Consider the following 13,084-nt stretch of genomic DNA (forward strand, 5'->3'; position numbering starts at 1 on the left):
GATACATGCAAACGGGTTCGCACCCGACGAACCTGCGAGACGCACCGTGGAGGTCGATGCGTTCTGCTCGTGGTCCGCGTGCAGGATGAGAATGCGGTCGAGCGCGCGCACCAGTACATCGTTGACCTTGTACTCTTCGGCGGGCGTGGAGAACATCATCTGCATGAAATTCGCGCTGTACGAGAGGTCGTTGCGCGGATACACGAACGGCTGGCCGACCGAGTACTTGTACGCCATCGCCACGAGCGTCGGCAGCTTGGCGATCATGCGGATCGCCGACACCTCGCGATGAGTCGGCTCGTTGATGTCGAGCGAATCGTGATAGAACGCGGACAGCGCGCCGACCGCCGCCACCAGAATCGCCATCGGATGTGCGTCACGTCGGAACCCCCGGAAAAAGAAGTGCATCTGCTCGTGGACCATCGTGTGATTCGTGACGGTCGCAACGAATTCGTCCTTCTGCGCCTGGGTGGGCAACTCGCCCTTGAGCAGCAGGTAGCAGGCTTCGAGGAAGTCGGCGTTTTGCGCGAGGTTGTCGATCGGGTAGCCGCGGTAGAGCAGTTCGCCCTTGTCCCCGTCGATATACGTGATCGCCGAGTTGCACGCGGCCGTCGACATGAAGCCGGGGTCGTAGGTGAACATGCCGGTCTGGCCGTACAGCTTGCGGATGTCGATCACGTCCGGGCCTTGCGTGCCCTGGTAGACCGGCAACTCGACACCCTCGGCACGGCCGGGGATCGTGAGCGTAGCGTGTGTCTTCGAATCAATCATGTCTTGTCCTTAATGGCTGTCACATCGCACATGCCACAGCGTGGGGCCCTCGAACAGCGGGCGGCAGCGCCGCGACCACGTGCCGCATTCTACGGCGCACTGCAGCAATGATTGACGTCCTGAATAGCAACAATGCCTCTTCGGTTACGCAACACTCATCGCTTTCAGCCACCTTCCATGTGCTTGATGCAACAATATTTTGCTCTTGCAGCGCAACATATCGCCCCCAGTTCTGCGATACTGCGTCGCATGCAGCGACTTCCCCTGACGTTCTGGTTGCATGTCGCTCTGCCGGGCCGCCACCCATAGGCGGGCCCGTTTTTCTAGCCACACGCGCTCGAAGCAAAATGTAAGGAAAAGCGGATGAATATCTCGATCGACACCCTGTTCGCGGAAGAAGAACTTGCCGAAGGCGCCGTCGTTACGGCGCTGAACCATCAGGACATCGTGGTCGCGCTGTCCGCGGCCCTCGCCAGCGAACGCGTTGCCGTGCTGCACATGCTCTACCCGCGCACCGACGCCCGCACGCACCGCAGCCTCGACCATCTGGTCGACAAGCTGCACGGCCATGGCCTGCACCAGGTCGCGCGCCTCGTTTCGCAGGAAGCCCACTATCTGGTCTTCAAGGACCCCGTGAAGGCATGGAAGGCTTTCCACGAGATCCGCAACGACTCGCTCGCCATCGGCGTGCACCTCTACTACGCCGGTCTCGTGGGCGAAGCCGCCGAGCACAAGCTGGACGCCCACGCGCACGAGCGCGACTAAGCCGGCGCGCGCCCGACGCGCACCGCACGAGGAAGGCAGCCGGCCGGGCTGTCTTCCTGGCCCAGAGTCCCCCGCCGCATTGCCAGCATCGCCATCGCAGCCGTTGCGCGCATGGGTGTAGCATCATGCGATTTATTTCGCACTCCCATGTTTTATCGGCCAAACGAAAACGGCTGCCTGCGGCAGCCGTCGCGGGGCGCAACGGGCATCGGCGTCAGCGTCCGTGCCCGCTCGCGAACTGGTCGATGAGCCCGTTGAATTCAGCCGGCCGCGCGAGGTTCATGCCATGCGAGGCGCCGTTCACGGTGGCCCGCCGTGCGTCCGGCATCCACGTCTCGAGCGCCGCCACGGCGCGCTGGAACACCTGCGGACTCAACTGCCCATCGATCAAGAGCACCGGGCAGCTCACCTCCTGCGCGTCTTCGCGCGTGTAGGCCGCCAGCGGATCGAGAAACTGCGGCCCCAGCGTATGCGCGTTGTCCGTCGCCATGCGGCGGAACGAATGCGTGCTCTTTGCCCAGAAGCCGAGCCGGCTCACCGAATCGACGAACAGCTCCAGCCCCGCATCCACCTCGCCCGCGTCGATCAGCTGCACCGCGCGGGCGCGCAGCGCGTTGACGGTTTCGGGCAACTGGGCCAGCGTCTGTCCCGGCATTTGCACCGGGCCGCCCGGGTCCGCCAGCGTGAGCGACTGCAACAGGTGCGGATAGCGCCGCGCAAAATGAAACGCCACGTTGCCGCCGCGCGAATGCCCGATCACATGCGCCGGGCCGGCGCCGAACGCCTCGATGAACTGGCCGATTTCGTCGGCGTGGCGGCTCCAGCTAAAGGGATGCGCAGCGGCCGCATCCGGCGCGGGCCAGTAATGCGTGAGGCTCACGGAAACGCAGCGATAGTGCGGCGAGAGGCCCGCAATCTGCGGCTGCCAATAGCGGTAGTCGCACAGCGAACCGTGCACGAACAGCAGCAGATCGCCTTCGCCACGTTCGACAAAGGGCATGCGCGCACCGCCGGGCAGTTCGACGAACGGCCCCGGTGCGGGAAAAACGGCTTGATTCACGGCGAAAAGACAATGAAAACGACGACGCGCCGGCAAAGCCGCGCGCAAGACGTGCTGGAAAAAGGCGCCATTGTCCCACGATCGCCCGAAGCGCGCCCAACGCTTCTTTTAATCGGACGAAAAGCACTTACTCGAACGCGTGCGCGTCCCGATACGCAGCCGCGGCGCCGGCGCCGCGCACCGCGCAGGTGAGCGGCTCGTCGGCCACGCGCACCGCCACGCCCAGCTCCGCGGCGAGGCACTGGTCGAGGCGGCCGAGTAGCGCGCCGCCGCCCGTCAGCACGATGCCGGTGTTGGCGATGTCGGTCACGAGTTCGGGCGGCGCGGTTTCGAACACGTGGCGCACCACGTCGATCACCTGGCGCAGCGGCGCGGCCAGCGCGTCCGCAATGTCCTCGCTCGACAGTTCGATGGTGCGCGGCAGACCGTCTTCCACGCTGCGTCCGGTCGCGCGCATGATTTCGACCGGCTCGCCGTGCAAGGCGCTGCCGATGGTCTTCTTGACGTGCTCGGCGGTCTGGTCGCCCAGCACGACGCCGTAGAGCGCGCGCACATGATTGACGATGGCGCGGTCGAATTCGTCGCCGCCCACGCGCACGGAGCCGCTGCACGTCACGCCGCCGAGCGCGATCACGCCCACTTCGGTCGTGCCGCCGCCGATATCGACCACCATCGACCCCGTCGCCGAGGAAACCGGCAGCCCCGCGCCCACCGCCGACGCAAACGACTCGTCGATCAGGCTCACGCGCGCCGCCCCTGCCGCCAGCGCGGTTTCACGAATCGCGCGGCGCTCGACGTGATTGGCCAGCGCCGGCACGCACACCGTGAACGACGCGCGCCGGCCGAAGCGAGGCTGCGTGCGCGCCATCGCCACGAAGCGGCGCATCATGTGCTCCGCGGCGGGGAAATCGGCGATCACGCCGTGGCTCAAGGGTCGGATGGTTTCGAGATTCGTGGGCGTGCGGCCAAGCAGTGCCCTGGCCTCGCGGCCGACCGCGGCCACCGTGGCCTCGCCGGGCTTCGTGCTGCGCTCGAAGCACACCACCGAAGGCTGGTTCAGGACGATGCCTTCGTCCGCGGTGAAAATAAGCGTATTGGCAGTGCCGAGATCGACCGCCACGTCGTGGCGGGACAGCCTCTTTAAAAAGGAGGAATGCGGCTTGGCTCGGGCCATGTCTGTGTTTTTCTGCGGTAAGGGACGGCCCTGCCGTCGGCGCGCCCCGTAAGGACCCGGCAGTGCGTCGCGCTAGCCGCACCCCGGGCGGATCGGGCCGGCTCGGCCCATTGGCCGTGCCTCTACCCTGCTTCAGCCATGTTAACGGCCGAAACCGCCGCAGACTTTAGCCGCGCCAAAAATAACCGTGCAGCTTAAACGCCGCATATTCAAGAAATAAGTCGGACGCGGGTCCCGCAGGCGCAATGGATCGGCAGTTCAGGGGCAAAGGGCGCGAACAAGCGCGTCGCGGCCCAGCAACACGCCTTGCGGCGTGATCGTGTGCCCCACGCCGGGCAGCACATAGGCACCGACGGCATAGCCCGCATCGCTGAAGGCAATGGCCGCGCGCTCCAGTTCCTGCACCGGAATCACTTCGTCGTCCTCGCCATGCACCAGCGTGAGCGCCGTGCGGCTCTTCGCGACCACGGGGGTCACGAGCCGCCCCGCGTAGGCGACCACCGCCGCCGCGCCTTCGGGCCGCGTCGCGACGTGATACAGCGACATGATCGAACCTTGCGAAAAGCCAACAAGCGCCAGCGCGTCGTAACCGAGACCCCAGTGCGCGAGCTCGGCGTCGAGACGCCGGCGCAGCACGGCCGCCGCGGGCGCCACGCGCGCCTCGCGATTGCTCTCGCTGATATCGCGCAAGCTGAACCACTGGCGGCCGCCGAATCCGCCGTCGAACGGCTCGCTGCCGTCGAGCGACGCAAAGGCGACACCGGGCAACGCGTCGCGCCACGTGTCGCCGAGCGGCAGCAAGTCGCGCGCGTTGCTGCCCACGCCGTGCAGCAGAACGACCACGGCACGCGCGGCGCCGCTTGCCGGCGCGAGCCGCCAGCCCCCTTCGAACGATTCCCAGCTCATCCGTTTGCCTCCCCGTGTGGTCCCGCTCGTGGACCCGCTTGCAGCTCCACGCGCCGATCCGTCCAGCCCCGCGGTCGCGGGCGCGCCGGCCCGCTTCCATGAAAGCGCAAGCATACGCCGAGCCAGCCGGTTTCGTGCAGCGCGAAAAACCTCCGGCTGCTGCCTGCGTGGGCTCGGCGGGTCGTGCGGAGCGCAAATCCCTTCGCCGTTCGGGGATGCTGGGCGCCCCCGGGCAGACCCGGACAGATTGCGGTTATGCTTGCCGCAATCCCGGCTATGCCGCGCGCCAAGAACCAGGCTGCAGCCAAACGGCAGCCAGAAAACAGCCAGGCAGCACGACCCGAACTCGCGGAGAACCAGCTTGAACCAGCCCGCCCCACCGCCCCCGCTCGAAGGCGGAAAGTTGATCCTCGCCACCATCGCCGTCGCGCTGGCGACCTTCATGAACGTGTTGGACACCTCGATCGCCAACGTGGCGATCCCGACCATTTCCGGCGACCTCGGCACCTCGGTCGATCAGGGCACCTGGGTCATCACCGTGTTCGCGGCGGCGAATGCCGTGTCGATCCCGCTCACTGGCTGGCTCACGCAGCGCTTCGGCCAGATCCGGCTCTTCGTCGCCTCGATTTTCTCGTTCGTGCTGGCCTCCTGGCTGTGTGGCATCGCACCGAACCTGCCCTTCCTGCTTGCCGCGCGCGTGCTGCAAGGCGCAGTCGCGGGCCCCCTCATTCCGCTCTCGCAGGCCATCCTGCTCGGCTCCTGGCCGAGAGACAAATCGGCCACCGCGCTCGCGTTCTGGGCCATGACGACGACGGTCGGCCCCATCGCCGGCCCGGCGCTGGGCGGCTGGATCACCGACAGCTACAGCTGGGCGTGGATCTTCTACATCAACATCCCCGTCGGTATTTTCGCGGGCAGCGTGACCTGGATGATCTACCGCAACCGCGAATCGCCCACGCGCAAGCCGCCCATCGACGTCGTGGGCCTCGGGCTCCTGATCGCGTGGGTCGCATCGCTGCAGATCCTGCTCGACAAGGGCAAAGACCTCGACTGGTTCAATTCGCCCGTAATCGTCGCGCTCGGCATCACCGCGCTCGTCAGCTTCTCGTTCTTCCTCGTCTGGGAACTGACCGAAGAGCACCCCATCGTCGATCTGCGGCTATTCGCGCAGCGCAACTTCCTCGGCGGCACGGTGGCCATTTCGGTCGCCTACGGCGTGTTTTTCGGCAATCTCGTGCTGCTGCCGCAGTGGATGCAGGAGTACCTGAATTACCGCTCCGTCGATGCGGGTCTCGTCACCGCGCCGCTCGGCGTGTTCGCCGTGATCCTCGCGCCCGTGGTGGGCCGCATCCTGCCGCGCTCGGACGCGCGCGTCATCGCGACCATTGCGTTCGTGCTCTTCGCGGGTGTCTTCTTCATGCGCTCGCGCTACGTGATCGAGATCGACACCTTCCACCTCGTGCTGCCGACGCTGCTGCAGGGCATCCCGATGGCGCTCTTCTTCGTGCCGCTCACGGCCATCATTCTGGCCGGGCAGCCGCCCGCCCGCATACCGGCGGCGGCGGGCCTCTCGAACTTCGTGCGGGTGTTCTGCGGCGCGGTGGGCACCTCGATCGCGACGAACGCCTGGAACAACCGCACGATCCTGCATCACGCGCGGCTCACCGAGCAGGCCTCCGTCGACAACCCGGTGTTCCGGCAGTCGATCGAGAACACGCAGACGCTCCTGCACCTGAGCGAGCCGTCCGCCCACGCGCTGTTCGATTTCCAGCTCACCACCCAGGCCGCCATGATGGGGCTGAACGACATCTTCTATATCTCGGCGATCATCTTCCTCGCGATCATTCCGCTCATCTGGATCACGAAATCGACCCAGGGCGGGGGCGGCGGTGGCGCAGCGGGGGCGCACTGATGGCGCAGTGACTGAACGCGAGCGGTGGGTGAGCTAAAGGAAAACTGCAGGGGCGCCGTGGCACCGGTGCCGTTTCAGTGCAAACAGAATGGCCCTGAATCGCTACAATCGCCGGGTCCGGCGGCCCATACGGGCCGCCCATCGCTTCTTCGCCTTGCCCCGCCCATGGATTACACGCCGATTCTCGACGCCATCGCCCACGACCTGAAGCCGTACATCGGCACGGGCCGCGTAGCCGACTACATTCCCGAACTCGCCAAAGTCCGCGCCGACCACTTCGGCATGGCCATCGTCACGGTGGATGGCCGCGTGTACCGCACCGGCGACGCCGACCTGCGCTTCTCGATCCAAAGCATCTCCAAGCTCTTCGCCTGCACGCTCGCGTTCCAGTTGCTCGGCGACGCGCTCTGGGAACGCGTGGGCCGCGAACCCTCCGGCACCCCGTTCAATTCGCTCGTGCAACTGGAGTTCGAGGAAGGCAAGCCGCGCAATCCGTTCATCAACGCGGGCGCGCTGGTGGTCACCGACGTGCTGTGCCGCCGCTTCGTGCGCGCGGAAACGGCGCTCGTCGATTTTCTGCGGCGCATCTCGGGCGTGCGCGAGATCGACTACGACCTGCGCGTGGCGCAATCGGAGCTCGGCCACGCCGAGCGCAACCGGGCCATGGCGCATTTCATCGCGAGCTTCGGCAATCTGGAAATGCCCGCCGATGTCGTCATCGACGCGTATTGCCGCCAGTGCGCGATTTCGATGAGTTGCGTGGAGCTGGCGCGCGCCGCGCTCTTTCTTGCCAATGGAGGCGTTTCGGGTGCGACCGGAGAGCACGTGCTCGACGCGAGCTCGGCCAAGCGCCTTTCGGCGCTCATGCTGACCTGCGGCACCTACGACGCCGCGGGGGACTTCGTCTATCGCGTGGGGCTGCCCGCCAAGAGCGGCGTGGGCGGCGGCATCGTGGCGGTGCTGCCCGGCGAGTTCGCGGTGTGCGTGTGGTCGCCCGGACTCGATGCGAACGGCAACTCGCTGGTGGGCACGCTGGCACTGGAGTGGCTCACGACACGCACGGAGCGGTCGATTTTTTGATGCCGCCGATGCGGGTACCTATGCCCGATGCGGAGTTTTTTTGCTTGCCTGACTCCGCTGACCGATCCCGCCCAGACTGACTTCGAAGCTCACTTCGAAAGCGCCTCACTCCTCCCACGCAGTCCCTCGACGCCCCGGCCGAAATGAGATTCGGCCGCTGGCGTATATCCAGCCTTTCTTGCGGCAAAGCCCGCCGAACCGCGCGGCCGCCCCCTCAAAGCGGCCGCGCAGCCCTCCCCAGAACGCAGCGGGCTCCGGCCCCCTGTCGCGCAAACGCACCCACTCCCCTTTCCGCCCCCAAAAATTCCCTTTGACAAACGCTCTTACGATATATATCTTACGACATGTTTTATGACACTAAAGAAGGAGGCGAAATGCGCCACCACCATCATCATCACCGCCATTCCGGCGGCCGCCATGGCTACGACCACGGCCACGATTTCCCGCAGCGCGTCTCCCCGCTGCACGCTCTCTGGCGCGCCATGGGCCGCCATCGCCAGCACGGCGAAGGCCCCGGCGGCTGGGGCGACCGCGCGGGCGGGCCCTTCGGCGGAGGTTTCGGCGGCTTTGGCGACGGCGACGGTTTCGGCCGCGGCCGCAAGTTCACATCCGAAGACCTGCAGCTCATGCTGCTCGTGCTGCTGGCCGAGCGTCCGAGCCACGGCTACGAGCTCATCAAGGCGCTCGACGCGCGCTCGAACGGCTTCTACAGCCCGAGCCCCGGCATGGTCTATCCGGCCCTGACCTATCTGGAAGAGCTCGGCTACGTGAACGTCACGCTCGAAGGAAATCGCAAGCAATACGAACTATCGCAAGAAGGCCGCACCTATCTCGACGCGAATCGCGAACGCGCCGATCTCATCCTCGCGAAGCTCACGCATTTCGGACGCAAGATGGATGTGATGCGCCGCGCCTTTGCAGGCCAGGAACCCGCCGACGAGACCGAAGGCGGCTGGGTGCGCGAGCTGCTCGAAGCACGCCGCGCGCTCAAGCATGCACTCGTTCGCCGCGCGGATGCCTCGCCCGAGGAGCAGCGCCGTATCGCCGCCATCCTCGTGCGCGCAACGCAAGAAATCGAACAGGGCGGCAACAACCCGCCGGCCGGCGCCTGATCCGGCGCGCCGCCAGCCCAACCCGCCCGTCTTCATCGGAGAGTCATTCATGCAGAACCCGTCAACCCTCGAAGTCGTCCGCGTGCGCCATCCGCTGAAGTTCCGGCTGTTGCGCGTCGCCCGCGTCGTCCCGCTTTCGCCCGCGCTCGTGCGCATCACGCTCGCGGGCGACCTGAGCGATTTCGTTTCGGCGTCGTTCGACGATCACATCAAAGTGTTCTTCCCGCGCGACGGCGCAGACCACCCCGTCATGCCCACGCCCGGCCCCGATGGCCCTGTGTTGCCGGAAGGCGCGACGCGCGCCGAGATGCGCGATTACACGCCGTGCCGTTTCGACACCGATGCGGGCGAGCTCGATCTCGAGTTCGCGCTGCACGAAGCCGGTCCCGCCACCGCCTGGGCGGCCAACGCAAAGCCGGGGGATTATCTCGGCATCGGCGGCCCGCGCGGGTCGCTGATGATCCCCTCCGGCTTCGACTGGCACCTGCTGATCGGCGACGAAACCGCGCTGCCGGCCATCCAGCGGCGCCTGACCGAGTTGCCGCCCGGTACGCGCGTGGCCGTGGTCGTGGAAGTCGCGAATCGTGCCGCCCGTATCGCACTGCCAACCGAAACCGATCTTTACGCCATCTGGTGCTATCGCGACGAAGCGCAGTCGGAGAACCCGCTGCTCGAAGCCGTGGACGAGGTCTGGCTGCCGCCCGGCAACGGCTACGTGTGGGCCGCCGGCGAAGCCTCCGCGATCCGCGCGGTGCGCACGCACCTCGTGAACGATCGCGGCGTGGACAAGAAGCGCATTCGCGCCTCCGCCTACTGGCGGCGCGGCGCGCAGGCCGCCCACGAAACGATCGACGATTGATTCATACTTGATCCGCGGATGATTCTCGCTTGATCCGCTCATTGCATCACGATGAATCCATTCGCATTTAACCCATGCAACGCGCGGCCTTCAGGCCGCGCCTGCTTTCATGGAGCGAAACCGTTCCAATGACAACCACGCTCAATCCCTTGCGCGAACGCACCCTGCTCTGGCTGCTCGCGCTCACCCAGTTCACCGTCATCATGGATTTCATGGTGATGATGCCGCTCGGCCCGCAGATCATGCACGCGTTCAGCATCACGCCCGCGCAGTTCGCCACGGCCGTTTCAGCCTATTCGCTGTGCTCGGGGCTCTCGGGTCTCTTCGCGGCCACCTATATCGACCGTTTCGACCGGCGCCGCCTGCTGCAGTTCGCGTATGCGCTCTTCGCGTTGTCCAACCTCGCGTGCGCACTGGCCGGCAACTTTCATATGCTGCTTGCGGCGCGCGCGTTCGCGGGCCTCACGGGCGGCGTGCTCGGCTCGATCGTGATGGCGATTGTCAGCGACGTGATTCCCGTCACGCGCCGCGGCGCGGCAACGGGCGTCATCATGACGGCGTTCTCGATGGCCGCGATCGCCGGCGTGCCGGCGGGTGTCCTGCTCGGCGCGCACTTCGGCTGGAGCGCACCGTTCATGCTGCTGGTGGCGCTTTCTGCTGCCATCTGGTGTGCCGGCACGCGCGTCGTGCCGTCGCTCACGGAGCATGTTGGCGACCGTACGCCGCTTGCGCAGATCCTGCCGCGGCTCTGGCGTCTGCTGACACTGCCGCGTCACCTCAAGGCATTCGCGCTCACGTTCACGATGATGGCGGGGCACATGTTCGTGATCCCGTTCATCTCGCCCGTGCTCGTGGCGAATCACGGCGTCGCGCCTCGCCAGCTCTCGTGGCTCTACATGGCAGGCGGCGCCGCCACCTTCCTGACTTCGCGCGTAGTGGGACGGCTCTCGGACCGCTACGGCAAGCGCCAGATGTTCCGCGTCATCGCCATCCTCTCGCTCGTGCCGGTGCTCTTCGTCACGCACCTGCCGGCGTTCCCGTTCGCGGGTCTCGTCGCGTTCTTCGCGTTCTTCATGGTCGTGATGTCCGGACGCATGGTGCCCATGCAGGCGCTCCTCACCACGATTCCCGAACCCGAGCGGCGCGGCGCGTTCCTGAGCGCCAATAGCGCGGTGCAGGCGCTCGGCATGGGGATAGGCGCCTGGGCCGGCGGCCTGCTGCTCGCGAACGGCCCCAACGGCACGATCACGGGTTACGGCGATAACGGCTGGGTGGCTGCCGCCTTCACGCTCGTCACCGTGGCCTGGGTCGCGCACGTGAAGGGAACCGGCCACGACACGCCGGCGCGGCCCGCAGCTGCGCCGGCCGTCGCCCAGCCCCGCTAGCAGCGCTTCATCCTGAGGACGCGCGACACCTGGGCCGCCGTGAAGCCGCTGTTGCGCGCATACGGCGCGCACGCGAGCGGCGCGACGAGCGACTCTTCCACGGTAAAGAGGCCGACGAAGCGAAACGCGTCGGTCTCCATCTTGATGAAAACCGGGATCGCGTCGTGCTGCCCTGAAAGCGTCCGGCCTGCCGCTCTCGCCGAAGCGCTGCCGTCGCAGATGATGATGTCCGGCGCCTGAGGATTGAGGTCGCCTCTCAGGCAGGCCGCCACGACTTTCCCGTTCTTCGTGGGCAGAAAGGCCTGTTTGCTGCCGCCGCAGGCCGTGTGAATGAATTCGCGGGTGTAATTCTTGTTGAGTTCAAACATGGTGTTGCTCCGGGTGAAGATCATTTTTAGTCTGCATGACTAATCAATTGAATTTCGAATCCGGGAATGCACGAGATTCGAAGGAAGAATGCGGACAGACCGCACGCGGGCGCACACGCTACCCGGGTGGCTGCGCAATGCAGCATCCCTGCAGGGTGATGGGTGCACGGGAAGAAGAATGACGCGCGCCGCCCGCCTGCTGGCAAGACGGTGGCTCGAATGAAGCGAGACGCAGGCGTCCTGCCGCTCAGGCAGCGAAACGACTTGGAGGACGGGGACTTCGGATGGTCATGATGGCAGCGCTAGTTTCGGCTACCCCAATATTCTATTGGGGCGCCGCACGTTAGCAAGTAAAAAGGTCGTAAAGCCTGGCCTTATGCCGGTGCGGCGAGTCCGCCCTGCAGTTCCACGTGCAATACGACGAGCCAGCGCCGTGGGCAATCGCGACGCACGCGCACCAGCGCACCACGGCGAATCGCGCCTGGGCTCACGAAGCCCCACTCGCGGGCGTCCTGCCAGGCGTGTTTCGCATCGGAACGGACCCAGACGCTCAGGACTGCGCACAACCCAAAGCTGAACAACGTCGTGATACCCAGCGCGACATCCGGGTGATTCTGATGGGCGAGAAAGGCAAAGGCGCATGTGAAAATCGGGTTCACGAATACGAGCAAAAGCGCAATGCGGACTAGCGCCCGTCGTCGCGGAGTGCCTTGAACAGCGCGAAACATAGGTTTCCTATCGTCTTCCACGCACACGGTGGGTCGCGCGCGAAGTGGCAAAACATGGCCAGCCCGCCAGCGTGGGCCGGCTGAAGACGGCGCTATCGCAATCGCAGCCCGCACAGCGGACGGTATCGATCAGGCTGAAGCCCTGCGCGTGGTAGAAGTCGAACAGAGACCGCTCCGTAACGGGCGTTGCGAGCGCCAGTTGCAGATAGCCATGCGCCGCGGCCCAGCGATTGCCGAACGACAGCAGCGCGCGCCCTATGCCGCGCCGCTGCAGCGACGGTTCCACGCCATACCGGCACAACGTCGCGACGTCCGGGCGCCTGAAGTGCGGGCAAGCCGAAGCCGGGTCCGGTCCCTGCAAGGCAATCGTTCCGGCAAGCCGGCCGCCGCACACGGCGACAAAGCACGTCTCCTCCACCGCATAGTGATGCCGCGCGTAAGCGTTGCCTGCACGGTCCTCCGCACATTCACGCTGCGTCTCATGCGAAGCGGCCGCCCGCCGCAGCAGTTTCGTGACGAGCGCCATGGAGTCGCATTCGTGGTCGAACGGCCGGATCACAAGCCGGCCAGTCTCCGGCTGTTCCCGCACGATCCATTCATTGCTTTCTGTCGCTACACGGGCATAGGGCATGGGGTCTCCCGATTCAACCGGTTTACCACGACAAAACAATCAGCGGCGCGAGCGACGCCACATAGGCAGCCAGCGCCACCACGGCCCACCCGGAAGCAATTCCAATACCGGCAACGAGCGTTGCCGCAACGACGAGTACCTGCATACGCAGCATGCGATGGCGCCTGCGATCGACTTTCGACCCGATGTCATGCGGCTTGCGCAGATCGGATCGACGGGTAAAGCACGCAAAAGTAGACATGACACGACCTCGATACGACGTTTGAGCGACAGCGTCCCAACGGTTCATCGATCATATCGGGGGCCGTCCAAAAATTTCGTAAAGAACGCGCA

14 protein-coding genes are annotated in these 13,084 nt (G+C 65.8%); 7 read left to right on the forward strand and 7 right to left on the reverse strand.

What is annotated here, in order from left to right; genetic code table 11:
- On the reverse strand, positions 1–771 hold a 771-nt coding region (locus tag BFE01S_RS08810), incomplete at its 3' end, for a citrate/2-methylcitrate synthase (RefSeq protein WP_042337380.1).
- Between the two features lie 363 nt (positions 772–1,134).
- On the opposite strand from BFE01S_RS08810, the gene BFE01S_RS08815 reads away from it, so the two are divergent.
- Complete coding sequence (locus tag BFE01S_RS08815; protein WP_028225167.1) at positions 1,135–1,536, forward strand: hypothetical protein; 402 nt, start codon at positions 1,135–1,137, stop codon at positions 1,534–1,536.
- Positions 1,537–1,750: 214 nt separating this feature from the next.
- Here the strand turns inward: BFE01S_RS08815 and BFE01S_RS08820 are convergent, their stop codons facing one another.
- The 3 genes from BFE01S_RS08820 to BFE01S_RS08830 all read right to left on the reverse strand — a co-directional run bounded on the left by BFE01S_RS08820 (position 1,751) and on the right by BFE01S_RS08830 (position 4,676).
- Positions 1,751–2,536, reverse strand: a complete 786-nt coding sequence (locus BFE01S_RS08820; RefSeq protein ID WP_028225168.1) for an alpha/beta fold hydrolase — start codon at positions 2,534–2,536, stop codon at positions 1,751–1,753.
- A gap of 187 nt (positions 2,537–2,723) precedes the next feature.
- Positions 2,724–3,770 (reverse strand): rod shape-determining protein, encoded by a 1,047-nt coding sequence (gene mreB / locus BFE01S_RS08825; RefSeq protein ID WP_028225169.1) that lies wholly within the window; start codon positions 3,768–3,770, stop codon positions 2,724–2,726.
- A gap of 258 nt (positions 3,771–4,028) precedes the next feature.
- The gene (locus tag BFE01S_RS08830; protein WP_028225170.1) at positions 4,029–4,676 is read right to left on the reverse strand and encodes an alpha/beta hydrolase; all 648 of its coding nucleotides are present in this window, start codon (positions 4,674–4,676) and stop codon (positions 4,029–4,031) included.
- A gap of 361 nt (positions 4,677–5,037) precedes the next feature.
- Between BFE01S_RS08830 and BFE01S_RS08835 the strand changes: the two genes are divergently transcribed.
- The 5 genes from BFE01S_RS08835 (at position 5,038) to BFE01S_RS08855 (ending at position 11,024) form a co-directional block, all read left to right on the forward strand.
- Entirely contained in the window at positions 5,038–6,588 is a 1,551-nt protein-coding gene (locus tag BFE01S_RS08835; RefSeq protein ID WP_042337381.1) for a DHA2 family efflux MFS transporter permease subunit, read from the forward strand.
- 165 nt (positions 6,589–6,753) lie between these two features.
- Positions 6,754–7,668: a glutaminase gene (locus BFE01S_RS08840; protein WP_028225172.1), complete on the forward strand. Its 915-nt coding sequence runs from the start codon at positions 6,754–6,756 to the stop codon at positions 7,666–7,668.
- 374 nt (positions 7,669–8,042) lie between these two features.
- Positions 8,043–8,780 carry a PadR family transcriptional regulator gene (locus BFE01S_RS37970; RefSeq protein WP_042337382.1) on the forward strand — a complete coding sequence of 246 codons (738 nt, stop codon included), beginning with the start codon at positions 8,043–8,045 and terminating at the stop codon, positions 8,778–8,780.
- 49 nt (positions 8,781–8,829) lie between these two features.
- Positions 8,830–9,639 carry a siderophore-interacting protein gene (locus BFE01S_RS08850; protein WP_028225173.1) on the forward strand — a complete coding sequence of 270 codons (810 nt, stop codon included), beginning with the start codon at positions 8,830–8,832 and terminating at the stop codon, positions 9,637–9,639.
- 128 nt (positions 9,640–9,767) lie between these two features.
- On the forward strand, positions 9,768–11,024 hold the full coding sequence (locus BFE01S_RS08855; RefSeq protein ID WP_028225174.1) for an MFS transporter: 1,257 nt from the start codon (positions 9,768–9,770) through the stop codon (positions 11,022–11,024).
- On the opposite strand, the gene BFE01S_RS08860 is transcribed toward BFE01S_RS08855, so the two are convergent.
- Positions 11,021–11,392, reverse strand: a complete 372-nt coding sequence (locus tag BFE01S_RS08860) for a hypothetical protein (protein WP_028225175.1) — start codon at positions 11,390–11,392, stop codon at positions 11,021–11,023. The two genes, BFE01S_RS08855 and BFE01S_RS08860, sit on opposite strands and share 4 nt — an antisense overlap.
- 410 nt (positions 11,393–11,802) lie before the next feature.
- On the opposite strand from BFE01S_RS08860, the gene BFE01S_RS44120 reads away from it, so the two are divergent.
- Complete coding sequence (locus BFE01S_RS44120; RefSeq protein WP_156966956.1) at positions 11,803–12,081, forward strand: hypothetical protein; 279 nt, start codon at positions 11,803–11,805, stop codon at positions 12,079–12,081.
- Between the two features lie 46 nt (positions 12,082–12,127).
- On the opposite strand, the gene BFE01S_RS37980 is transcribed toward BFE01S_RS44120, so the two are convergent.
- Together BFE01S_RS37980 and BFE01S_RS44125 are read right to left on the reverse strand one after the other, a co-directional pair.
- Positions 12,128–12,751 carry a GNAT family N-acetyltransferase gene (locus BFE01S_RS37980; RefSeq protein ID WP_084169663.1) on the reverse strand — a complete coding sequence of 208 codons (624 nt, stop codon included), beginning with the start codon at positions 12,749–12,751 and terminating at the stop codon, positions 12,128–12,130.
- Between the two features lie 22 nt (positions 12,752–12,773).
- Positions 12,774–12,992, reverse strand: coding sequence for a hypothetical protein (locus BFE01S_RS44125; RefSeq protein WP_156966957.1), 219 nt, complete (start codon positions 12,990–12,992; stop codon positions 12,774–12,776).
- Between the last annotated feature and the right edge of the window lie 92 nt (positions 12,993–13,084).

The organism is Paraburkholderia ferrariae NBRC 106233, from assembly GCF_000685035.1.
GTDB lineage: Bacteria > Pseudomonadota > Gammaproteobacteria > Burkholderiales > Burkholderiaceae > Paraburkholderia > Paraburkholderia ferrariae.